Here is a 21,570-nt window from a genome sequence, read left to right as displayed (position 1 = left end):
ATCTTCTTCCGCACTCTGCAAACGAAAATAGGTATTTTTTGGTTTCTCCTATAGAAATCGATTGCAAAGAGAACAGGAATTAGAAATTAGGAATTCAATGTCGTTTAGTTAAGGTGTTTGAAAAAACAAAAGCATCTCGCTTGTCATCCCGAGGAACGAGGGATCTGGGCCTAACACTAGCGAACACTATGCGTAAACAATCACGCAGATCCCTCGTTCCTCGGGATGACAAGCAGTCTTTCTTTCCTGGACATAGCAACCAAGTAATTGAAAAGTTGCTTAACTAAACGACATTGAATTAATAATTAGGAATTAGACCGAGGTGATTGACAATTTTTTATGATACCTCCAAATTGTCTTAGGTTAATGACATTTTGTATTTTTTTGGTGGTCGCACCTTCTAATTTCTATCTCCTGATTTCTAATTTCTAATTCCTCACATTATCTTTGCGCCATGCAAAAAGACACGTTAGTATTCGACCTGCTGCGTAAAGAGAAAGAACGTCAGCAAAATGGCATTGAACTAATTGCCTCTGAGAACTTTACATCACTGCAGGTTATGCAGGCGATGGGTAGTGTAGCAACCAATAAGTACGCTGAGGGTTACCCCGGCAAGCGTTATTACGGCGGCTGCGAAGTGATCGATGAAATTGAACAATTAGCCATCGACAGGATAAAACAAGTGTTTAATGCAACCTGGGCGAACGTGCAACCGCACAGTGGCGCACAGGCAAATGCGGCAGTTTTTCTTGCCTGCCTGAAACCGGGCGATACCATTCTGGGTCTCGACCTGAGCATGGGCGGTCACCTTACACACGGCAGCCACGCTAACTTTAGCGGTAAAATTTACAACCCTGTTTTTTACGGTGTAACAAAAGAAGATGGTTTGGTTGACTACGACCAACTGGAAAAAGTAGCGAGAGAAGCTAAACCCAAAATGATCATCGTGGGTGCATCTGCTTATAGCCGCGACTGGGATTATGCAAGAGTAAGAAAAGTAGCTGATGAGATCGGCGCTTTGATCCTCGCTGATATCTCTCACCCTGCTGCATTGATCGCCAAAGGCTTATTGAACGATCCTTTGGAACATTGCCACATTGTTACTACAACTACACATAAAACTTTACGCGGACCTCGCGGTGGCGTTATCCTGATGCGCCACGATTTCGAGAATCCGTTTGGTATTAAAGATCCAAAAGGCAATACACGTTTGATGAGTGCATTGCTTGATCTGGCTGTATTCCCTGGTATCCAGGGTGGTCCGCTTGAGCACGTGATTGCTGCGAAAGCTGTTGCTTTCGGTGAAATCTTGAGCGACGACTTTACTGCTTACGCAAAACAAATTCAAGTAAATGCACAGGCTATGGCGAAAGCATTGGTTAGCCGCGGTTATAACCTTATAAGCGGCGGTACAGACAACCACCTGATGCTGATCGACCTGCGTAACAAAAACATCACCGGTAAAAAAGCACAGGAAACGTTGGATAGAGCAAACATTACGTTGAATAAGAACTCTGTTCCTTTCGATGACAAGAGCCCGTTTGTTACCAGCGGTATCCGTGTAGGCGTTCCTTCTGTTACTACAAGAGGAATGAAAGCAGAACACATGGAAACAGTGGTTGCTTTTATCGATAAAGTGTTAATGAACATTGACGAAGAAGCGGTTATTACCCAGGTAAACGAAGAAGTAAAAGCGTTCATGAAGCAGTTCCCGTTGTATCCTGAATTAGGATAAAACAAACAGCATATATTTCGAAGCCTGTTGCAATTGCAGCAGGCTTTTTTATTTCACGCAAAGGCAAAGGCGCAAAGATTTCACGCGGCGAACACAACGAAGCAACGGCGCAGCTGTTATTGATGAGCTTGGTCTGTATGTTTATTGCCACATTCTGATTATTGATCTCTAATATATTTAAGACTAATATCCTAACAACATACATCGCTGCGCCGCCGCTTCGTTGTGTTCGCCGCGTGAAATAAAACACTTCACACACTATTTTCTACACTTCATTTCTTTTGGCATTTTCACGCGATTGATCGCGATATACTTTTACGCTTTAAACACTCTATTATGCAAAAAGCTTATCGTTTCACCCTTATAACCTTTGCCGTTGTGTTAATGAGCATGACCGCTTACAGGAAGCTCGCTTCCATCCTTGTTTCACAAAATGATATTGATGAAGCTGTAAAAAATTATTTGCTCAATGATGTATTTGCCACTAATTACGATTCGTGGTACAAAATACGTCCGCAGGGTTTGAAGTTGCCGTCAGGAGATCGCGCAGCACTAATGTCAGATCTTTTAAAAAGAGCAAAAGACCTGGTAAACAGTAAGGAATTTAAAGAGAGTTATGAGATCAGTATTGAGACCAACAAAGAGGCATACGATTATAAACACAAAGACACGCTGCAATCAAAGACTGGGCTGGCCTATAACAACGCGATAGCTGCACAGAAGCAAGTTTCCGAGTATCAAATGCCGGATGCCGAAGCAACCAGGAAAGCAATGATCCAAACAATGAATTCGTTGCCTCCTTCTGTTCTCGTGCAAGCGGTTGGTCAGCAAATTGTTGAGATAAAAGAACAGATGCAGGACAATGAAAAAAACGAAGCCGAAAAGAAACAATTGCAAAAAAGCTTGAAAGAAAAACAGGATCTGCTGGCTTTATCAAAAACAAACCCTAACGAGTTTAAGAAAAAAGCTATTGAAAGTTTGTACCCGGCTGATATGAATGAGAAAATGAATAACGCCAAAAACGAGCAGGATCAGCAGTTCCAGGAGCAATTGAAAAAACTGAAAGAAGACATGGCACAAGAGCAAAGGAACTACGATACATACAAACTGGAAAATGTATTGCCTGAAAAACTCAAAGCGTTTATCGAGGAGGCGAAGTCAGTAGATTACGATGCCACCGTAATTAAAGGAAGGTTTACTAACCCTGTGTATGAAAGAAAGAACAACAACTGGAAGTATTTCTATCGCATGGGCAGAGAGCCGATGCAACAAGCAATAAGCTTTGCTGAAAAATGGCTAAGTGAATTGAAAAAATAAATCAGTAGAGACAAGGCAGTGCCTTGTCTTTTTTACGCAATCAAACTAACAGTATAGGCAAGACAAGGCACTGCCTTGTCTCTACCCCTAAATTCCAGCCGGACGATCATCGTCTGGCCTTTCTTTTTCGCATATACATTCCTCCTCCAATTGCGATAATCAAAAGTGTTCCTCCAAGCAAGTATTTCCAATAGCTCCCGCCTCCTGCAACCACAGGATCAACTGTTCCTACCAGCACCGGTGCAGCCCAGTAATAAGGCAATGTTCTTTCTTTTGAAGCTTTCTTCATAAACTCCAGCTTCGCTTTCTGCAGTGCAACATCTTTGGGAAAGCCCTGCGCAAGATATTTGTACATCAGCTCTGTAAGCTGGTAGGTTGATTCATTGTTTACCGACCACAAATTGGTAAGCGAAGAAGGAATACCAACAGCCGCAAAGGCCCTGTTGAAGCTGAACACGCCCTCCCCTCTATACAATCTTCCTGTTCCTGTTTGGCACGCAGACAGTACAATGAAATTTGTATTCATAGTATTACCCGCGATGATGTCAGACAAATACAAAGCAGAATCTGCAAAATAAATAACGGGCTCTCCTATTGCACTGGAGTCTGCGGCATGGGTGTATAATTGAATTATTTGGTATTGAGAAAAATCATCGAGGAATTGCTGGCGCGATGCTTTGTTGGTAACATAAACTGCAGGCGAAGAAAAATAATCGCTGATGTTGTCCAGTGAGGCGTCGCTTTTTTGCAATGGTGGCAAATGCATTCCAGCAGGATACGTAACCGGTGCCATTCCCATGAACTGTGCAGTATTGCCGACTGCATTGTCTTTTACTTTGTTGTTCATTAAAAACTTAGCAGAATAAGTATAACTGATCGCATGATCTTCTATCATGTATTTCACAGAAGATCCGCTATAAGAGGTAATCAAAGCCTCGAAAGGAAAGAAATTATCTCCCGGAGAAACAATCAGTCTGCTCTTGAATTTACTCGTGCCTGCGATTAGTTTATACAGATCATTCGCGCATTTTTCAAAGGCTCCAAAGAATCTGTTAAGTTTATCGGCATCATCACAATACTGAAGGAAGCAAAGAGTAAGTTTGTCATATTGCTTCTTGTCAATTTTATAAAGATTCTTTTCTGTTTTGGAAACATGCAGCACATAAACGGCACTGTCTCCCGAAAAAACTTCCAGCAACGATTGATCGTTTTCGAGAAACCGGCCCTGCACATCTTTCAGCGTGATAAATACGGAATCAACGAGCGATTGGCTGTAATTTTTGTTGTGTTCGCGAATATTGTCCTGCATTTTCTCCAGCATCTTTTTGTTGTCAAACAACTGGTTCTGGTAATCACGGTATTGCGCGGAGTCAGCGGAAATATCTTTTAAAATTCTTTCAAGCATTACAATATTTCGCTTAAGCTGCATGAATTTTACTACGTCTTTTTTACCTATTGCATCCAGCTCTTTTATTTGATCATTCAGAAGATTCGCCCTGCTCTTCTCAAAAAAATAAAACGCAGCTTCGGCGTTATGTGAAAGATTACACGCCTCAATTGCATGTTCGTATAAACGATGACTACTTTCGCGCCAGAAAAGCTTTGACTGCACATCTGACTGCTCGATCTTTAACCTGTCGAAAAATCTGTCTGTTGTATGATACACGCTGATCGCCTTCTCAAGATCAGGCATTGCACCGGTAGCCTTGTATTTGGCCAACCAGGCATCACCCATATCAATCACAAATCCAGTGAGGTATTTAACTTGAACGTTTGCAAGCGGCATCTGCAACAACATTTTTTCTGAACCTCCAGGCTCCAACAGATCAAACGCCCGTTGAAAGGTTTTCATCGCGTTACCGAAGTCTCCTTTTTTCACATAAATATTAGCAACATTGCCCAGGATGTTGAAAATTTCGAAAACGCGTGTTTGTTCATCAATTTTTTTAATGTTTTTAAATGTGTTAATGGACTGCTGATAAAGCGCCAGGGCTTTATCGTATTCACGCGTTTTATTGTAATAAACTTCAAACGCGATATTGTCTAACGCACTAGCATATTTTACATCTTCATATTTGCTCTTCCGTGCCTCATCCAGCGCTTTATTAAAATAGTACAAAGATTGTTTCACATCTCCTCTCCGTGCGTACAGCTGCCCCAGATTTCCCCATACGTAAGGCAATAACGCCTGACTTTCTTTGGTGCTGTGCATTTCAACAAACTGTAGCAAGATATTTTCCGCCTCATCATATCTTCCAAGATTCATTAGTGAAAGTCCTTTCCATACTGGAAGGAAACTTGCCAGATAAGGACTGTTGTAGCTTTTTTGAATTACTTCACCATACCTCACATAATTCAGGCAGCCGTGATAGTCACCAATATCAAAGGCGTGGTCTGCTGCGTTAAACAATACCCTGAAAACATAAGGAGTCTGAACTTCTTCTTTTGCAACGATCGAAAGACAACTGTCTGTAGCATATTTCATTTCAATCGGCAGGTGCAGCGAATCATAATACCTGATCAGATATATATAATCCAATACCAACATCTCATTCGCGAATGCAGATTTGTTTTTCGGCAGGCGGCCAATTGCAATTGACTGTTTTGTAGAAGAAACCGCATTCAAAAAGTCACCTCTTCTCGAATACATCAGTCCCAGCGTAAGCAGCAAATTAGCATGCGTTGTATCTTCTTTATATACACATTTGTTTATGCTCGTTTTGTACTGCAAAAGCTCTTTCATGCAGCCTTCCGAATAACCCTTTACAGAGTCTCTTACATACAGCACCCGCTTAAATAAAACATCCTTGTCAGGACATTGCGCCGACAAGGATGAAGAAATAGTTAACAGTAAAAATATACAAACAAAAAATCTTATCCTGGCTATAATTCTTTGTGCATTGGCCACATACAGTATACTAAACAGGCAGTAGCGTTGTTTCATTAGTCAGCGATGGTGCTTTTAATTACATCGACGCCTTGAAGGTATAACTTTGTTGCGGGTTAAAATATTCCGGTCATAATGTTGGTACATTCTCTGCTGCAAAAGCTTTGCGCTAAGGAGTGGGCGGTGGTGGCGGGGGTTTTGTAGTTGTATCACCCGTTGTAGATTTTGCAGAATCTGCATCTTGTTTGGGCTTGGTTAGGCTTTTGGTACAGCCAACACTTACAAGCATGAATGCTGAAATGGCTGCCAGCGCAACAATTCGTGTTGTTTTTTGCATTTAAAATAAATTTAATATGTGGCGAACGTAAAAAGAATTATTTGCATTTCCAATAGCCATTTGTAGCCATTATCATATTCCATACAAGGTCAGCCCGATTGAAAATTAGAGTATCCCTTAACGATAGTAAAAGCTATCTAAATAAACATCCCTGTCTGCGCTTAGCACCGACAGGGATGAGGAAATAGTTAGCAGGAAATATGCAGATGAAAATGCTTGTCTGGCTTTAGTTCTTGATATATTGGCCATTAACAGTATACTTAACAGGCGCTGCATTGTTGACACCGATGCCTTGAAGGTATAACTGTGTTGCAGGTCTGAATCCATTTTGAATCATATAATTTACAATTTTACCGCTCACTACCGGTGCCACAAAAGAAGAGCCTTCTACCGGATATTCGAGGAACGGCACATTCATGGTACAACAACCTGTATCGTTTTTTAGCACACCCATTGTTACATATTCACCGGAATAGTTTTGATAATAGCATGGCCAAATGGAATCCTTATTCCCTGTCAATCCTGTAACACTTATCAGATCGGCAGTTGACTTTGAAAAACACGCAGGAAAAAACATGTGGAGAGATGTAAGTTCGTTCGAAGACTTTACCGGTTGATAGCAAAGTTTGTTGTTGTCATGGTGCTCGCTCGTATCATTTCCTGCCGCTGCAACTATTACAGTCGAGTCGTATATTTTGGTAAAATACTTTGTAAACACCGGGTCTTTCGCGCCGTAGTAGCCAAGGCTTGCATTGATAACCGATGCGTTGTTTTTGCGGGCATAGGCCAATCCGCAGCTTACAGAAAATACACTGCCGTGACCATGTGCATCCAGAACTTTCAGCACCATAATCCGCGGCGACTGAATTGTTACCTGCGATAACGCTATGGCTGTAGCTGCACTTCCATGTTTGCTTGAATTGTCGTCCAGCAACACCTTTGGATCTTCGCCAGGAAGGAAATTGTACAAAGTATTTCCCCGGACCGGTTCCTGCCAGATCATGCTTCTGATCTGCGGATCAAACAATGTGGTATCAAGTCCCGTATCCATAATGGCGAGAATTCTATTCTTGCTTATAGTGCCAGGGAAGCCTTTGATCCGGACACCTTGTCTGATCGATTGAACGATAGTATCCATTCCAATTTCCGATCCAAATGTTGGAGGGTTTGGAGTGGGCGGCGTTAAAATAATAGGCGGCGTTTGCGGTGGTGGCGGCGGTTTCAGCGTGGTATCACCACTGCTGTCTATCACGATTAAATTGGCTGTAATGTTTATAAGATCAGGATCACAAGGGCAGGTGTAAACTTTGATACTGTCTGTTTTCAACGAAATGTGCAGCTTTCTGCCGTTCTCTTCTTCCATGATCTTTAAAAGCCTGTCGGTCAACTTGAATTCCCTGATAAAGTTAATAACACTGTCGAGGCTTCTTTTCTTTTCGTCATCACTTGCGCCCGGCCTGACAGAGACGTTCCAGTTTACATAATTAGAAAAGGGGAAGGTCGTTATTTTCGGACGTGGTTTGCATGCAGACATAAAAAAAACCACAACACATGCACTAAACAGTATTATGGTATTGGCCCGCTTATTTGCCCAGGTGTACTTCATTGACAATCGATTTGCAGTATGATTGATAATTAATGAACGTTGGTGGGCTACGGAAGAGAGTTGTTAGTTGTTGGTGTTAGGCTTTCCACTCAACTTACTTCAATCTCTAGCTGTCAGATACTATTGCAAAATTGCATTCTAAGGTCTAACAACTATCTACAACCAACAAACAACTATTTCGCTACATTTTTTTCAACCATTCCGCTGCAATGTCTTTCCCTTCAAGATTTTGATCAACAACTTCTTTGAGAAGCATATGAGCTCTTTCCTTATCCTGTGCCTGGTTGCGTTTCATAAGGGTGAGGGCAACATAAAACTTGCCTGGATTTGAGTAAAGATTTTTTGTAGAAAGATCCTCGAAGTAAGAAATCGCTGTGTCGTATTGCTGCAAACGCAATGCCGAGATGCCGGCATATCTTTCTGCGAGATCTTTAGTATTGTCGTTTTTGTAAATAGATTCAAATGTTTTAAGCGCATCTTGTAGTTTGCCCGCATTGAATTGTTCGAGGCCTTCCTGCATGTTGTCGTGTGCCCCCATGCTTACGCTTAAGGTTGTTAGTTGACTGTCGATATAGTGATTAGCCAATTTTTCTGTGGAAACCGGTTTGAAGAACAACCAGCTCATTACCACCGCTGCGAGGAACAGACAAGCGGCGGCATATATTACCGCTCTGCGCATAGACACAACCTTTGCAGGCTGTGAAGAACGATGATTGTAATTAAGTTGTTTGAATCGCTCCCTTCTTTCATCATTTGCCATTTCTGCTGCTGCGTGCTGACCCGAAAGATAGAAAGCAACCTCTTCCGCAAAAGAAGTATCGTTCTGTATGCGTTCATCAAAGGATTTAGTTTCATCAGGTGTTGGTGTGCCTTTGAAAAAATCTTCTATGTACTCTAAATTGTTCATTCTGACTAAGGGTTTACTGTTTATACATGTGTCTTAATTTTTCCATGCATCTCAGTCTGCTGGTTTTAGCAACCGCTGCAGTTTTAAAGCCTACCATAGTAGCTATTTCTTTGTCGCTGAAACCGTCTGCGAAAAGCAACAGCATTTGTTTACAATTTTCTCCTATCTGACTTAGTCGTTTCCTCAGCACATCAAAGTCCGTTTTTTCTATTAGTTGCTGGACAATGGTCTTGCTGGTGTCTGACATCGTGTTTAATGCGTCTGTTAGCACAAATCCGTGATGCATTTCATTCTTCTTAGTCGTGTTTTTCCTGACCTGGTCAACACATTTGTTGTGGAAAATCTGATATAGATAGGTTTTTAGTGAAGATCTTTCCTGGAAATTTGCATTTATTACGTTGTTAATCACTGTAATAACTGCATCTGAGTAAGCGCTAAAGGCATCTTCGTAGTTGACCGAATATTTGTGCCTTCCCTCCTCTATAAAATAGGCAAACTTCATGTAAAGCGCATTTTCGTACTCTACATGCCTGTTATCTTTTCTGCGTAAACCCTCAATAATGTCTGTATCTGTAATAGACGTTGATTGCATATTAGCCTTAATGGGTTCTAAATTAATCATTTACAGCTGTTTTTTAAAGCAAACGCTGTGATAGTTTTTTTACGATCAGTCTAAAAAGCTTCACTGGACAACAAAAACCGGATCTTTAACGGTTTGGGGGTGCGTGAGTAAAGACTAAAACAACTCACAAATTCATAAGAAAGGTAGTTGCTGCAACTTGAGTATTATTTACAAATAATCCATTATAAAGTTCGGAGGCAGAACGAAACGAGTTAAGTAAAAAGCAAAAATTAAAAATCTCTTAAAGTAGATTGTTTTCCAGGATAAATCTATAGGGGCTAAAACCAAACGTCTTTAAAAGACAGTATAAAAAAAGTGCGAAAAATGCACAACTGGCGTGAGTTTCACGCCCTTTTTATTTCTGCCAACAAAAAAACGAAATGTACTGTAGTTGTATTTTGCTTTGACTTTGCTTTTATCTTTTTGAGAATCATAAGTGTTATCGTTTGTTATACTTCTATTCTGCTGCCAAATCCCCGCCAATTAAGCATTTTAAACGCCGTTTACCTGGTCTTTTTACACTTTTTAAATACACCGGCTTTGTTGTTATTTACATTTTTACAAACACGCTTTTTGACGTGTTGGGCATTCAGTTGGACATTCAGATGGGCATTCAAAATGCCCGACAAATTTGCCCATAGATAGCTTCATAATGCCCAAAACTCAACGAAAAAAGACTTTTTTTGATCGTTTCCTTAGTAGATAATTCCAAAGCCTGAAAAACTGGCGATTGCGTGAAACGCCTATAAACATTGAGTTTTAAAGAAAAACAACCAGGAAGAGCATTGAAAACCTTCCAAAAAACTTATATTTCAATTACACATTTCGTTTTTATTTCGTTTTTCTTAGCAACTGTACCACGTTAAATATCTGTGCTACGTCCGTCAAGTGTATTGTATTGTCTTCATATTCAGGATTGAGGCTATGAATGGTGATCGTCTTATTTTCCACATCGTGGTTTATGATTTGCTTGATTACTATACCATCATTTTTTGTAACAATAACAAAGCTATTCCATCGCTTGTAATGCAACTTACTGTCACAGTATAAATGGGGCTGAATGAGCCTGCCTAATGCTAAATCGTGTTCGACAATACTATCGACCGTTCCATCATTCATGCTTTCTCCCTTTACTTCAAACGCTAAATAACTGCCTTTGGGTGTAGGCCCATCTGGCAAAACAAAAGGTACAGTTGGCAGTGTTCCTAAGTATTCTGCATCGCCATAACCGTTTAAGTATCCAGCGTAAGCATATTGACTCACCAGCTTCACCTCGAAAATGTTTGGATTACTCGATGTCGCTGACGCATTTTTTAGCATCTCACCCTTACCAGTCAGAAGCCATTCAGGGCTGATTTCCGGATACCTGTCAACTATTTTCATCAAATTATCCGATCCTACACTCTTTACTTTTCCAAGAAAACCGTTAGAAACACCAATTTCTTCACAAAATTTTCTTTCGCTAATTCCTTTACTGTCAATTATTTGTCTAATTCTATCGATTATGCTCGACATTTAATGTAGGTTTTAGACTACAATATTTTTGTAGTGTAGATTATACTCTATAGTTTTGTTCCACAATCGTAAGCAATAACAAAAACAAACAAATATATGGCCAAACACTATAACACAACAGTAATTAAACACCTAATTGAGAAGCATGGTTTAACGCGGAGGTTTATTACTAGTTGCCTAAAAGGCTCCCGTAACAGTTTAACAGCTGAAACCATACGAAAAGAGTATAAAGCTCTTTGTGACAAAGTAGAAACAGCACTTATTTAAAATATTACTGACCACCTTACCCAACCCATACCTACCTATCTCCCAATACTTCTCTTTAGTAACCTGTGACCATTTACCTGCCAATTTTTTAATTACTAAAAGAAAGTATTATGTCAAATCATAATAGATATTTCAAAGTCGAGGTTCTAAATCCAATAGGCGTATTTAATCATTGGGTTACCAATTTCAACAAGCCTTCATTTATTGATGCACATTACCAATATGCAGATAATACTGCTAAGTGGAAAATTTCTGCAAGCGAAATCTCCTTTCAAGACTACAAGACAGCGACCGGAATTTAAGAATAATTCCCGGCAGGCAGGCCCCAACGTTCAAGCCGTTGGCGGGATCAATAATGATTTTGTAGAACATGGAATATTACAACAACACAACATTGTGTATCTCGTACGATAATATGGTTCCGGACATAGTTACAAAAAGTAATTATGATAATCTGAGCCAGCGAAAACAACTCACCGTCCTGCGCCGTGGCTGCTATGGCACACCAGCCCTCATCGACTATGAGAGCCTCCCCGAGCGCATCAAAACCGCGATAAAATTAAAGTACGGCCCTAACCTCGAAAAGGTAGCAATGGCCAATCCTATAAAAAAAGCAATTGTTCCGGACGTTAAGGCTGTTGAGTTTTTTAAAACACACCGCTTACCAGGAGGAGAATTATTGAAGCCCGAAAAGCAAAAGCAATATGCAGACACCGCTGCTGTGCTGAACGCAATAATACATGTAGTAAACGACCGCACCGGGTTTAAAAAGACTTGTGGCGGCAATGCAAGTGGTGTGTGGGAAGGATTAAAGGCCGCATTGCTTGCGATACGCAGTGAATATAAATATGCATTACCTGGTAGCGTTCGCCGCCTTCGCCAAAAAGTAGAAGACTATAAAAAAGAAGGTTTCATTTCTCTTGTGAGTGGCAAAATTGGTAACAGCAATGCTGATAAAGTGCAGGAAGATGAACAACAAGCCACCATGCGCAAACTGCTGCGTGATCACCGCAATCTTGACAATGCTCAAATAGCCAGCCTGTACAATATGGTAGCTGAAAAGCTTAACTGGAAACGTGTAACGCCTGCTACCATTGGCAACCGCCGTATTGATTGGGATGTAGTGACCTATAGCGGACGCCGTGGCGAAACATCTTTCAACAATGTGGTCGCTATGCAGGTAAAACGCCGTGCGCCACAATTTCCAATGCTGTATTGGACAATGGACGGCTGGGATGTTGAATTGCTTTACCAAAAAACAACTACTACCATAACAGATGAGGGTAAAACAAAAACTGTTACTACTTACCATCACCGGCTTACTGTCGTGGTTGTTCTTGACCCTTGTAACAAATATCCTGTTGGCTTTGCCATCGGCACACATGAAAATCCAGCACTTATTAAAGAAGCTCTGCGTAACGCTATAAACCATACTGCTGAATGTTTTGGAATGCATCACAAACCGAAACAATTGCAAACAGACCGTTACGGTAACGGAGCGCTAAAAGACTTTTACGAAAGTGTAACAGCTAAGTACACACCGGCACGTGTTAAAAATTCAAAGAGTAAAGTAATTGAACCGTATTTCAAACGCCTTAACAAAAAGTATTGCCAGCTATTACCCAACTGGGCCGGCTTTGGTGTTACTGCCGATAAAAACAGCCAACCCAATGACGAATACCTAAATAAAATTCGTCACAGCTTTCCGGACGAAGCCGAATGCATTAAGCAAATCAAACGCATCATATTCGCTGAACGCAAAGAAAAATATGAGCTGTACAAACAGCTTTGGAGTGATTTACCCAACGAACATAAACTGCCCGTTAGTGAAGTGGACTACCTGCTGAGCATGGGCGAAACCACAGGCTTTACAAATCGCCTTTCTGCACCTGGTTTAATAGTAACTATCAACGGCATCAAACGCACTTATGACAGCTTCGACAGCAATTTCCGCAAGCTGTCACACGAAGATTGGACGGTGCGTTACAATCTCGAAAATCTTCAAAAAATTGTAGTAGTCAACAGCACTGGCACACAACAATTTTTGCTTTCCGAAAAATACGAACAACCAATGGCGCTCGCCGAACGTGTGGAGAATGATGCTATAGAGCTGAAACGTGTCAATGACTTTAATAAGGCTTTGAAATCAGAAGTAATGCAATCTATTGAGAGCGATGCCCAAAAAGTAGAACAATTGTTCATTCACAATCCGCAGCTCGACGATACGCTTAGCAAGTTTGTGTTGGTAGACAGCATGGGCCAACACAAAGACCGCAAATCAGCCAACAGGCTACAACACAATGCACAAAAGCTTCTTAAAAAACAAAACGATAAGCTGGAACTACAGGAACAAAAAACATTTGCTGCCGAACAACTTGAATACCTCGAAAGCAAAACAGATTTCTCAAAATACTTAAACGCTTAAACACTATACCATGAATATCACCACGAAAAACAATATTGTTGATGCCCTGGAACAATTTCTAAAAGAGCACAGCATCTCACAAAACGAATTTGCCGCCAAAACAAAGATCAACAGCGCTTATATCTCCGTAATGCTCAAACGCAAGTACACAACCAATGCTGGCGCTGGCAAAGAGGTGGAGATTGCCGATAAATGGTTCAAAAAAATCGCAGAGTTTATTGGGTTTAGCCTCGAAAAAACGTATTGGGAAGCACGTCAAACGCCACAAATGATGCACATGGTAAGCGGTTTGATAGATGCTAAAGCACACGGCAATACAGTAGTGCTAATAGGCGAAAGTGGTTGCGGAAAAAGCTTCACAACCAACCTGGTTGTAAAGCAAAACCCAACAGATACGTTTGTCGTAACAATAGGCAGCAATGATATATTGGCTGACATTATAGACAAAGTAATGGATGTGTTGAACCTCACAACGGCCAAAACAAAAGGCAAGAAAATTCGCAAGATAGTAGCGCACCTGCGCGAAATGAAAATGCAAGGCAAAACGCCCATGTTGATTTTTGATGAAAGCGAATACATGAAGCAAATGACGCTTTGCATGATGAAAGAGTTTTATGATGGACTGCACGGTTACTGCGCCATCGCGCTTATTGGCACCAACCAATTACTCCGCAAGATTGAGAACATGCGTAAGAAAAATAAAGACGGCATTCCTCAGTTCTATCGCCGCATAAAATTTGGCATTCGCCACCTGCCATTGATCGACAAAACATTTAACCAGTTTTTAAACGGCCTTGAAAAACAGGTTATACAGTTCGTGCAAATGAACTGCGACAATTATGGAGAACTGCACGATATGTTGGTGCCTGTAATGCGTGAGGCTGATCGTGCTGGTGAAAAAATCACAGAAGCGTTTATACGCAAAGTGCACAACATGCCAAAGATGGCGTAAATAAAACCACAGTAATTCTTTTGAGCGAATAATCAAACTTATCTATGAAAAAAGAAACAATTGAACCTTCTGAACTTGAAAAACCGGGAAACGTCACTCATGAGAAAATTGAGCGTGGCACATCTGTAACCGAAGTCCTTGAAACAAAAATCGAATGCCTTGATTTTGAAGGCGAATGGTTTGATGCCTTTGAAAAACCACAGTCTACAGGCGTTTGGTTCATTTGGGGCAATAGTGGAAACGGCAAAACCCGCTTTACATACTTGCTGTGTAAATATCTTACAAAGTTTGGTAAAGTAGCTTACAACTCTTTAGAAGAAGGAAAAGTAAGCCGCCCGATGCAAAAAGCTTTTAAGCAGATAGGGATGAGTGAAGTAGGCGGCAAACTCGTAACAGTATGCGAAGACATACAGGAGCTAACCAAGCGCCTTGAACGCCGCAAAGGCCCTGATATTGCCGTAATAGACAGCGTGCAATATGCTCGCCTGAAAAAAAATGAATACCTGGCATTTCGGGAAAAATTCAAAAACACCAAGCTGTTAATCTTTATAAGTCAAACACGCGGCAAGCTTCCTGCTGGCAGTTTAGCAAACGATATAATGTTTGACGCCAATCAAAAAATTTGGATTGAAGGCTTTCGCGCAATCACCAAAGGGCGCAGCATTGGCCCTGTTGGTCACTACACAATTTGGAATGAAGGCGCTGCAAAATACTGGGGTGAACCTATTAACAACTAAACATGACTAAATGAAAAAAATACGAATTCACTTTAAAGATGAAGGGCAAGACCTTCTTTGGCTAGATGTATCTCAAGATGCTGAAGTTAAGCCTTCTTATAAAAACACTGCCACCGTTGTGGAAGTTAACGCGTGCTGCTCGTTTGCTTACAAGTCTTACATAGGTGACAAAGTGCTTATGAATGAAATAATTCCTAGCAATTCTCTTTCTCTCTTAGACATCAAAGATTGTTATAAGTATCAAACAAAATGGATTGTTGAACACATTGAAATCATATAATCGACCTACCATGAAACGCTCCTCCCAACCGGCAAAACGCCGCTTAGCCGCACAAGCCGTCAATGCTGCAATCGCTTTTACAAAAACATTTACACCTTATTACATGATAAAAACACGAGTTCATTTTTTTGATAACGGACAGGACTTATTGTGGATAGATATTGTGGGTATGGAGCCAGGAGTAATAAAAAAAGTTAGTCCCGCATGCTCTAAGGTTGTTGCAAATATCTATTTAGGCAAAGTTGTCCACATTCCAGGTGCAAAGATTGGTAGAGGGCTGTCAATTGCTGATCCATGGAACGACTTCAAGGTGTTTAGAACATCACACATTGTTTCTGCCATAAAAGAACTTTAAAACCTTACCCATGAAAAAACGCATATCCAATGCTGCACTACGCAAAGCAGCTGCACAAACTACAAAGGCCGAGATACTCGAAGCAACAACGCTTACATGTGAAGAATATAAAACTATGCAATACCATGTTGGCCGCAGCTTTCTTTCTGTAGTCGTTAAGGAAAAAGAAATTATCAAGTTGCTAGAAGGTTCAAAAATGTTTTGGGGCTGGTGGCGCAATCAATGGCACCTGCGCGATGAACAGTTTTTGAGTGAACAAAAGCTTAGCGGTCTTGAAGTAAATTCCTGCGGTCAACTGCAAACCCGCGATGAATATACAGGCAACGACTACGGGTATTACCACAACCTGCATCACCTTACAAGTTCCTTTCATCCATTTGGTGTAAGGCTGCAAAGCTCTTTCGCCCACATGATCGGCCTTGTAATTAAAAACGAAGTAAAGCCCTAGCCATGATACTTAAGAAAGAAGATACGGCTTGGATCGAAAGCGAATTACAAGCCTGTCAGCAACGGATAAAGCAACGCTGCAAAGTAGATGTTGCCCTTTCTATCAATCAAGCCGGAGAAGTAAAGATAATCGCCGCAGAAACAATTATCGATGTCGTGGCAAAAGCGTTGAATGTTAGCAAAATTGCTTTATTCGGCCGATACAGGTCAAAGGATATACTATTTGCCCGTTACATCTGTATCGACCTGATAAGGCAGCACACGGGCCTGTATAGCCCTTCAGTGCTATGCAAAATATTCAACCGGGACAGAACAACCATTATCAACTCTATCCAGGAGTTAAAGGCCATGCTGGAAACCAAGCACAAAGAGTTTTGTAGCATGTACGAAATAGCCCGCCAGGCAATACTAAACGAAACAACTAATACCAATGAAAGCAACGCTGAATAAAAAACGCAAGCTATTGCTAAGGTTGAATACAAGTGAGTTTGATACGCTGTTTGATCTTTTTGAAAGCGAAGTGGCGGACTGCATGCCGCGCGGCGATTACTTTGAACTACTGTGGCTAGTAATGATAGACGTACGCGAACGCAAAATATTTCCAAAAAGTTGCCGCCGTGAATCGAGTTACACCATCACCCTTGAGCCATATGAAGCCAAAGCCTTTTCGCTCTTTTGGCGGCAGCACAATCTTGCTACAACCAGTTATGCAGGAAACCTTCTTGACCGAATTAACAATGAAGTGCATCAACACTATTCATCATTAATTAAATCTTAGCCATATGATACACTTATTCATCGCTGGTGTTGTAATCGGCCTCATTCTCTTCTCTGTATTCCTTTTTGATTATTGGGAACATAAGGCAAAGCGGAAACGCAAGCAGCACACCCCAACCGAACAAACAAACAACTTGAAAAACTTTTTTAATAATTAAATCTTAACACTATGAGTACAGTAACACTAAACCAGTTGACCGCAGAAGAAAAAAAACAGCTATTAAAAGAACTGGAAGCCGAACATGCGCAAGTGTCCAAACGCAAGCAGGAGGAACGCGCAAACTATAAAAAGCTTGCCAGCGAGGCGGTAAACAATATTTTCCCTATTCTTAAAGATGTCAGTGAAAGCCTTGCCGATGCGAAAAAGTTTGCCTATAGCGAACTTGGCACATTGATAACATTGAAGGCCGAATTATACAATAAGTCGCAGGAGCAATTTAGCCACACTTTTACAAACGAGGATAGCTCTATAAGCATAACCGTTGGTCACCGCATTGTTGACGGCTGGGACGATACCATTAACACTGGTATAGCTAAGGTGAATGATTTCATTGCCCGAATCAGCGAAAACAAAACAAATGATGTAAAGGCCATCATTGACGCAATGCAGAGATTGCTCAGTAAAGATGCGCAAGGCAACCTGAAAGCTAGCCGCGTACTAGAGCTAAAAAAAATGGCTGATAAATTCAACGATACAGAGTTGAACGATGCTATTGAGATTATTGAGCAGGCATACAAGCCAAAGCGCACTAAACGCTTCGTTTCATGCCAGTTTAAAAATGAGGACGGGCAGTTTGTTGTATTGCCCCTTAACATTGTTGATGCAGAAATAGCAACTCAAAAATAATTATGGTTAGTAAGTAGGCGGCTCCGTTTCTACGGAGCTGCATTTTATCACATTCAAATAATAAAAATGATACTAGGGTTCAAAAAAAAGTTTGCAGATGGCACGCCAACCTTATTTAAGGAAAAAATACTTGCAGGTGTTGGCTTAATACCAATGAGCGCGGCCAACGATCTCAAAAAGATACACAGTTTACGTGAGGGCGACCGATGGCGTTCTGGTATGGAAATACACATGGCATACGGCGTTAACACAAAGCAATATGTGCAATTCAATAAAGGCATTCCAGAATTAAGCAAATGTAAAAGCACCCAAGAGGTTTTCATGTTATTATATCGTGGAATATTAGTGGTGCATATAGATGGCCACAATTTCAATGATGTCAATTTGTTAATCACAAATGACGGGTTGACAGATCAACAGTTTACCGATTGGTTTTTTCCAAACAGTGACTCAATATGGCGTGGCCAAATTATTCATTGGACAGATTTCCGATATTAAACAACTAACAATGATTTTAAAAGTAGGCAGCATTTACGCTGGTGCTGTAGATGCTTTTGGTTACGCCGTCAATCAACTCAATAAGCCCGCACAAAAGTTTGAACTATCCTGGCAGATTGAAAAAGAAAGAAAAGCGCAAAAGTATCTCGCAAAGCATCACCCCAATACAAAACGATATTACTATGACGAATGGTTTGAACAATATAACCTTGAACATGTACACATCCTATGCGGAGGTGATCCATGCCAGCCGAACAGCAACGCCGGGCTCCAGCTCGGCGAAGCTGATGACCGTTTCCGCTGGCCTTTCATGCTTAGCCTCTGCAAAGCTCTCCGGCCCTCTTGGATTATTAACGAAAATGTTACTGGCTCAATCGGAAACATGGTACTCGACAAAAAGATTACTGATTTGGAAAAGATCGGCTACCAAACACAATCGTTTAATATACCAGCTGTCGCCTGTAATGCCTGGCACGAAAGAAAGCGCATTTTCCTTATTGCCTACGCCAATGTTCAAAGACGGCGAGAGCTGGTATGTGCTAACTATGGAGACATCTTTGAAACGTGTAGACCGCCAATTGCACTGGGGACATGCGGCAATGCTTTTCTACAATTTTCAGAAAGCATGGGCGAACCCGCACTTTTCCCTGTGGATGATGGGCTACCCGACCACATATTTAGACTTGGAGCCGCAGGCAATTCAATCTACGCTGCCATTCCAATAATACTATTAAACGCTATTTACGAAGTTGAAAAAATTGTGAATCAATGAAACTTTATCACTTAACCTCTCCCAATATTAAAGGACATGTAGAGGTGATTTACCAGGGAAACGGCAGGTTGCTAAGAGTAAATTTCGGCACTGTAGAAATGAATGACAAGCAAATAGACAACTACAAAAACAGGGTTCCTGTGCTGGCAGATCACATTTACAAATACTTTGAAGAAACAGAAGTAACTGTTACTGAAAAAGAATTCGAGGTGACCTTTGAAGATTTTACCCGCGAGTATCCATACAGCCGCAATACTTTCAGGGCAAAGGAACAGTGGCCCAAAATGACTAGCGGACAACAATATTTGTCAGTTGTTGGTGCAATTCCTTACCGCAAATATTGTGTCCGCAACGCCGATTGGTATAAGCCAATGGCCGCAGATCGCTTCCTGAAGGAAAAACAATACGATAATAATTGGGATAAACTTTAAAAAGAAAACAACTATGACAGTAAAAGAGTTAAAACAAAAGTTGCATCAATTACCAGATCACATGGATGTTTTCATAAAGCAGGTCAATGATGAATATCCAGTCTCTCTGGTTGCCGTTGCAGAAAAGATAAATATTAATTTTTCTGATGGACATTATAGCGCAAAAGATGAATGTTTGGTTTTGTCAGACGAGTGCCTTTTTGAAATTTAGAAATGCTTCAATGATCTATTCTATGCACTACTACAAAAAAACAAACCTGCCAATTTACATAGCCATCAAATCAGCTCCCTACTTTGCTATTCAAATAACGCTTTTTGATACTGTAAAAGAGGTCGCCACAAGCAAGGAAAAAGAGATATGCGAAGTATGGGTAGTCGGTACTGAATCAGCAACACGTGCGGAATTTTTAAAGGCATTTCAAAACTATTTAAACAGCAATTAATGAGGGCGATAACCAGTAAAGAAAAACTTTTACTTAAGCTGAAGAAAAATAATTTATTGACAGATGGCAATATTTTTTATCTGTCCGATTTTCACAAAACCACGGTAGGTAATGCACTTGCAACAAAACTAATAGATCATTGGGAGGTAGAGCCCACAAGCGCTATGAAAAACTGGTTTGAAACGGAATGGAAACTAAGAAAGCCAGTTGGCAAACACAAAGGCGTGAATGTTTTTCACAATGACATTACCGGCAGCTTTTTCTTTAATGTTAAAAAAGGGAGATATTTAAAGGGCTCGTATAAGGAGTGTATCGAGAAAATAGATTACCTCGATGCAATTAAGGAGCCATTAAAATAGTACCAGCAAAATTAAAACTATGGTACCGACATCGATGTCGGTACCATACATTCAAAACTATCAATATGAAACGTTTCCACTACCTACTTAAACTTGCCAACTTGCAAGACCAAAAGGAGAACCTGGTTCTTGCATTTAGCAACCAGCGCACAGAGCATGCCGATGAACTAACAGGATTAGAGTTGCTGCAACTCTGCAACTACCTGCAAGATGAATACAACAAAAGCGGCAAAAACGAGAGCTTTATGGCGGGCGATAAAATGCGTAAACACATCATTGCAATGGCAAAAGAAATGGGCTGGAAGCTACCTAACGGCAAGGCAGATATGGAGCATATCAACAATTGGTGCAAACAGCAGTTTGGCAAAAAAGAACTTAACGGGTACACCTACACGGAACTGGGCAAACTGGTAAGTATTTTTAAAGAAAAGGTTTATGAGGAATTTTTAAAAAAGGTGTAGTTGTTGTTATTTCCAATATATTTGTGTTCAGGGGATCAATACTTGCTTATTTGATTTTTCTTAGTAAAAGTCCATTCGTTGCTTACAACCTGTACTTACTTTTTTTGTGATAAAAGCCATTCGTTACTTATAACCTGTACTTACTGTGTTTTGTTATTAACCAATGCCCGTCAGTTTCCTGCCAAATACTTCCTTTTTTAAAAATCTTATATATGGGAACAGTAATCATATGGATCGCTTTGTCTTTTATCATAGCCTTCTTCGGTAGCAACAAGAAAATTGGCTTTTTGGGTAGCCTGTTAATTTCATTATTATTATCACCAATTGTAGGGTTCATAGTAACACTACTGTCAAAGGATTTGCAAACAGATAAGGCTGAAAAGCTTTTGCTTGAAAAGCAAAGGCAGCACGACTTTGAAAACTATAAGCCTTCAAATAAAGACTTTGAAAACATTGAAAGTGCATTTAAAGCGAAACTGATAACAAATGCTGAATATGACAGAATTGTAACCAGGTTAAAAGAAAAAGAATAAAATAAAAGCAGCTCCAATAAAAATGGAGCTTTTTTTTTATGGTAACTGTTGAAATCTTCC

Annotated in this window: 26 protein-coding genes; 20 read left to right on the top strand and 6 right to left on the bottom strand. The window is 40.6% G+C overall.

What is annotated here, in order from left to right; translation table 11 throughout:
* Positions 1-454 precede the first annotated feature (454 nt).
* Both QJ048_RS05265 and QJ048_RS05260 read left to right on the top strand, forming a co-directional pair.
* Positions 455-1,735: a serine hydroxymethyltransferase gene (locus QJ048_RS05265; RefSeq protein WP_282333284.1), complete on the top strand. Its 1,281-nt coding sequence runs from the start codon at positions 455-457 to the stop codon at positions 1,733-1,735.
* Between the two features lie 336 nt (positions 1,736-2,071).
* Positions 2,072-3,052: a hypothetical protein gene (locus QJ048_RS05260; RefSeq protein ID WP_282333283.1), complete on the top strand. Its 981-nt coding sequence runs from the start codon at positions 2,072-2,074 to the stop codon at positions 3,050-3,052.
* Between the two features lie 106 nt (positions 3,053-3,158).
* Here QJ048_RS05260 and QJ048_RS05255 read toward each other — a convergent pair whose 3' ends face one another.
* The 6 genes from QJ048_RS05255 to QJ048_RS05230 form a co-directional block, all read right to left on the bottom strand.
* On the bottom strand, positions 3,159-5,996 hold the full coding sequence (locus QJ048_RS05255) for a CHAT domain-containing protein (protein WP_282333282.1): 2,838 nt from the start codon (positions 5,994-5,996) through the stop codon (positions 3,159-3,161).
* Between the two features lie 112 nt (positions 5,997-6,108).
* Complete coding sequence (locus QJ048_RS05250; protein ID WP_282333281.1) at positions 6,109-6,276, bottom strand: hypothetical protein; 168 nt, start codon at positions 6,274-6,276, stop codon at positions 6,109-6,111.
* A gap of 226 nt (positions 6,277-6,502) precedes the next feature.
* On the bottom strand, positions 6,503-7,882 hold the full coding sequence (locus QJ048_RS05245; RefSeq protein WP_282333280.1) for a S8/S53 family peptidase: 1,380 nt from the start codon (positions 7,880-7,882) through the stop codon (positions 6,503-6,505).
* A gap of 181 nt (positions 7,883-8,063) precedes the next feature.
* Positions 8,064-8,789 (bottom strand): tetratricopeptide repeat protein, encoded by a 726-nt coding sequence (locus QJ048_RS05240; RefSeq protein ID WP_282333279.1) that lies wholly within the window; start codon positions 8,787-8,789, stop codon positions 8,064-8,066.
* 13 nt (positions 8,790-8,802) lie between these two features.
* Complete coding sequence (locus tag QJ048_RS05235; RefSeq protein ID WP_282333278.1) at positions 8,803-9,411, bottom strand: RNA polymerase sigma factor; 609 nt, start codon at positions 9,409-9,411, stop codon at positions 8,803-8,805.
* A gap of 831 nt (positions 9,412-10,242) precedes the next feature.
* Positions 10,243-10,926: a S24 family peptidase gene (locus QJ048_RS05230; protein ID WP_282333277.1), complete on the bottom strand. Its 684-nt coding sequence runs from the start codon at positions 10,924-10,926 to the stop codon at positions 10,243-10,245.
* A gap of 377 nt (positions 10,927-11,303) precedes the next feature.
* On the opposite strand from QJ048_RS05230, the gene QJ048_RS05225 reads away from it, so the two are divergent.
* The 18 genes from QJ048_RS05225 to QJ048_RS05140 all read left to right on the top strand — a co-directional run bounded on the left by QJ048_RS05225 (position 11,304) and on the right by QJ048_RS05140 (position 21,510).
* Positions 11,304-11,495 carry a hypothetical protein gene (locus tag QJ048_RS05225; protein ID WP_282333276.1) on the top strand — a complete coding sequence of 64 codons (192 nt, stop codon included), beginning with the start codon at positions 11,304-11,306 and terminating at the stop codon, positions 11,493-11,495.
* A 68-nt stretch (positions 11,496-11,563) separates the two neighbouring features.
* Entirely contained in the window at positions 11,564-13,618 is a 2,055-nt protein-coding gene (locus QJ048_RS05220; protein ID WP_282333275.1) for a hypothetical protein, read from the top strand.
* Between the two features lie 10 nt (positions 13,619-13,628).
* Positions 13,629-14,570: an ATP-binding protein gene (locus QJ048_RS05215; protein ID WP_282333274.1), complete on the top strand. Its 942-nt coding sequence runs from the start codon at positions 13,629-13,631 to the stop codon at positions 14,568-14,570.
* Positions 14,571-14,614: 44 nt separating this feature from the next.
* Positions 14,615-15,307, top strand: coding sequence for a P-loop NTPase family protein (locus QJ048_RS05210; RefSeq protein WP_282333273.1), 693 nt, complete (start codon positions 14,615-14,617; stop codon positions 15,305-15,307).
* Positions 15,308-15,317: 10 nt separating this feature from the next.
* The gene (locus QJ048_RS05205) at positions 15,318-15,587 is read left to right on the top strand and encodes a hypothetical protein (protein WP_282333272.1); all 270 of its coding nucleotides are present in this window, start codon (positions 15,318-15,320) and stop codon (positions 15,585-15,587) included.
* Positions 15,588-15,597: 10 nt separating this feature from the next.
* Complete coding sequence (locus QJ048_RS05200; RefSeq protein WP_282333271.1) at positions 15,598-15,942, top strand: hypothetical protein; 345 nt, start codon at positions 15,598-15,600, stop codon at positions 15,940-15,942.
* A 10-nt stretch (positions 15,943-15,952) separates the two neighbouring features.
* Positions 15,953-16,390 carry a hypothetical protein gene (locus QJ048_RS05195; RefSeq protein WP_282333270.1) on the top strand — a complete coding sequence of 146 codons (438 nt, stop codon included), beginning with the start codon at positions 15,953-15,955 and terminating at the stop codon, positions 16,388-16,390.
* A 2-nt stretch (positions 16,391-16,392) separates the two neighbouring features.
* Entirely contained in the window at positions 16,393-16,839 is a 447-nt protein-coding gene (locus QJ048_RS05190; RefSeq protein WP_282333269.1) for a helix-turn-helix domain-containing protein, read from the top strand.
* Positions 16,820-17,167, top strand: a complete 348-nt coding sequence (locus QJ048_RS05185; RefSeq protein WP_282333268.1) for a hypothetical protein — start codon at positions 16,820-16,822, stop codon at positions 17,165-17,167. Before QJ048_RS05190 ends, QJ048_RS05185 begins: the two co-directional genes overlap by 20 nt.
* A 168-nt stretch (positions 17,168-17,335) precedes the next feature.
* Positions 17,336-18,013 carry a DUF3164 family protein gene (locus QJ048_RS05180; protein ID WP_282333267.1) on the top strand — a complete coding sequence of 226 codons (678 nt, stop codon included), beginning with the start codon at positions 17,336-17,338 and terminating at the stop codon, positions 18,011-18,013.
* A 66-nt stretch (positions 18,014-18,079) separates the two neighbouring features.
* Positions 18,080-18,511, top strand: coding sequence for a hypothetical protein (locus tag QJ048_RS05175; RefSeq protein ID WP_282333266.1), 432 nt, complete (start codon positions 18,080-18,082; stop codon positions 18,509-18,511).
* 10 nt (positions 18,512-18,521) lie between these two features.
* Positions 18,522-19,283, top strand: a complete 762-nt coding sequence (locus tag QJ048_RS05170; RefSeq protein WP_282333265.1) for a DNA cytosine methyltransferase — start codon at positions 18,522-18,524, stop codon at positions 19,281-19,283.
* A complete protein-coding gene (locus tag QJ048_RS05165; RefSeq protein ID WP_282333264.1) occupies positions 19,280-19,714 on the top strand; it encodes a hypothetical protein in 435 nt (144 codons plus the stop codon). Before QJ048_RS05170 ends, QJ048_RS05165 begins: the two co-directional genes overlap by 4 nt.
* A gap of 13 nt (positions 19,715-19,727) precedes the next feature.
* The gene (locus QJ048_RS05160) at positions 19,728-19,925 is read left to right on the top strand and encodes a hypothetical protein (protein WP_282333263.1); all 198 of its coding nucleotides are present in this window, start codon (positions 19,728-19,730) and stop codon (positions 19,923-19,925) included.
* Between the two features lie 22 nt (positions 19,926-19,947).
* On the top strand, positions 19,948-20,157 hold the full coding sequence (locus QJ048_RS05155) for a hypothetical protein (RefSeq protein ID WP_282333262.1): 210 nt from the start codon (positions 19,948-19,950) through the stop codon (positions 20,155-20,157).
* The gene (locus QJ048_RS05150) at positions 20,157-20,516 is read left to right on the top strand and encodes a hypothetical protein (RefSeq protein WP_282333261.1); all 360 of its coding nucleotides are present in this window, start codon (positions 20,157-20,159) and stop codon (positions 20,514-20,516) included. The genes QJ048_RS05155 and QJ048_RS05150 overlap by 1 nt, the downstream gene beginning before the upstream one ends.
* Positions 20,517-20,581: 65 nt before the next feature.
* Positions 20,582-20,977: a hypothetical protein gene (locus QJ048_RS05145; RefSeq protein WP_282333260.1), complete on the top strand. Its 396-nt coding sequence runs from the start codon at positions 20,582-20,584 to the stop codon at positions 20,975-20,977.
* A 212-nt stretch (positions 20,978-21,189) separates the two neighbouring features.
* Positions 21,190-21,510 carry a hypothetical protein gene (locus tag QJ048_RS05140; protein WP_282333259.1) on the top strand — a complete coding sequence of 107 codons (321 nt, stop codon included), beginning with the start codon at positions 21,190-21,192 and terminating at the stop codon, positions 21,508-21,510.
* Positions 21,511-21,570 lie beyond the last annotated feature (60 nt).

Source organism: Pinibacter soli, assembly GCF_029961145.1.
Classification (GTDB): domain Bacteria; phylum Bacteroidota; class Bacteroidia; order Chitinophagales; family Chitinophagaceae; genus Pinibacter; species Pinibacter soli.
This window is presented reverse-complemented; position numbering and strand designations above follow the sequence as displayed.

What these genes read in the sequence shown, in the direction of transcription:
- QJ048_RS05265 (WP_282333284.1), top strand. Translation starts at nt 455, where the DNA reads ATGCAAAAAGACACGTTAGTATTCGACCTGCTGCGTAAAGAGAAAGAA.
- QJ048_RS05260 (WP_282333283.1), top strand. Translation starts at nt 2,072, where the DNA reads ATGCAAAAAGCTTATCGTTTCACCCTTATAACCTTTGCCGTTGTGTTA.
- QJ048_RS05255 (WP_282333282.1), bottom strand. Translation starts at nt 5,996, where the DNA reads ATGAAACAACGCTACTGCCTGTTTAGTATACTGTATGTGGCCAATGCA.
- QJ048_RS05250 (WP_282333281.1), bottom strand. Translation starts at nt 6,276, where the DNA reads ATGCAAAAAACAACACGAATTGTTGCGCTGGCAGCCATTTCAGCATTC.
- QJ048_RS05245 (WP_282333280.1), bottom strand. Translation starts at nt 7,882, where the DNA reads ATGAAGTACACCTGGGCAAATAAGCGGGCCAATACCATAATACTGTTT.
- QJ048_RS05240 (WP_282333279.1), bottom strand. Translation starts at nt 8,789, where the DNA reads ATGAACAATTTAGAGTACATAGAAGATTTTTTCAAAGGCACACCAACA.
- QJ048_RS05235 (WP_282333278.1), bottom strand. Translation starts at nt 9,411, where the DNA reads ATGATTAATTTAGAACCCATTAAGGCTAATATGCAATCAACGTCTATT.
- QJ048_RS05230 (WP_282333277.1), bottom strand. Translation starts at nt 10,926, where the DNA reads ATGTCGAGCATAATCGATAGAATTAGACAAATAATTGACAGTAAAGGA.
- QJ048_RS05225 (WP_282333276.1), top strand. Translation starts at nt 11,304, where the DNA reads ATGTCAAATCATAATAGATATTTCAAAGTCGAGGTTCTAAATCCAATA.
- QJ048_RS05220 (WP_282333275.1), top strand. Translation starts at nt 11,564, where the DNA reads ATGGAATATTACAACAACACAACATTGTGTATCTCGTACGATAATATG.
- QJ048_RS05215 (WP_282333274.1), top strand. Translation starts at nt 13,629, where the DNA reads ATGAATATCACCACGAAAAACAATATTGTTGATGCCCTGGAACAATTT.
- QJ048_RS05210 (WP_282333273.1), top strand. Translation starts at nt 14,615, where the DNA reads ATGAAAAAAGAAACAATTGAACCTTCTGAACTTGAAAAACCGGGAAAC.
- QJ048_RS05205 (WP_282333272.1), top strand. Translation starts at nt 15,318, where the DNA reads ATGAAAAAAATACGAATTCACTTTAAAGATGAAGGGCAAGACCTTCTT.
- QJ048_RS05200 (WP_282333271.1), top strand. Translation starts at nt 15,598, where the DNA reads ATGAAACGCTCCTCCCAACCGGCAAAACGCCGCTTAGCCGCACAAGCC.
- QJ048_RS05195 (WP_282333270.1), top strand. Translation starts at nt 15,953, where the DNA reads ATGAAAAAACGCATATCCAATGCTGCACTACGCAAAGCAGCTGCACAA.
- QJ048_RS05190 (WP_282333269.1), top strand. Translation starts at nt 16,393, where the DNA reads ATGATACTTAAGAAAGAAGATACGGCTTGGATCGAAAGCGAATTACAA.
- QJ048_RS05185 (WP_282333268.1), top strand. Translation starts at nt 16,820, where the DNA reads ATGAAAGCAACGCTGAATAAAAAACGCAAGCTATTGCTAAGGTTGAAT.
- QJ048_RS05180 (WP_282333267.1), top strand. Translation starts at nt 17,336, where the DNA reads ATGAGTACAGTAACACTAAACCAGTTGACCGCAGAAGAAAAAAAACAG.
- QJ048_RS05175 (WP_282333266.1), top strand. Translation starts at nt 18,080, where the DNA reads ATGATACTAGGGTTCAAAAAAAAGTTTGCAGATGGCACGCCAACCTTA.
- QJ048_RS05170 (WP_282333265.1), top strand. Translation starts at nt 18,522, where the DNA reads ATGATTTTAAAAGTAGGCAGCATTTACGCTGGTGCTGTAGATGCTTTT.
- QJ048_RS05165 (WP_282333264.1), top strand. Translation starts at nt 19,280, where the DNA reads ATGAAACTTTATCACTTAACCTCTCCCAATATTAAAGGACATGTAGAG.
- QJ048_RS05160 (WP_282333263.1), top strand. Translation starts at nt 19,728, where the DNA reads ATGACAGTAAAAGAGTTAAAACAAAAGTTGCATCAATTACCAGATCAC.
- QJ048_RS05155 (WP_282333262.1), top strand. Translation starts at nt 19,948, where the DNA reads ATGCACTACTACAAAAAAACAAACCTGCCAATTTACATAGCCATCAAA.
- QJ048_RS05150 (WP_282333261.1), top strand. Translation starts at nt 20,157, where the DNA reads ATGAGGGCGATAACCAGTAAAGAAAAACTTTTACTTAAGCTGAAGAAA.
- QJ048_RS05145 (WP_282333260.1), top strand. Translation starts at nt 20,582, where the DNA reads ATGAAACGTTTCCACTACCTACTTAAACTTGCCAACTTGCAAGACCAA.
- QJ048_RS05140 (WP_282333259.1), top strand. Translation starts at nt 21,190, where the DNA reads ATGGGAACAGTAATCATATGGATCGCTTTGTCTTTTATCATAGCCTTC.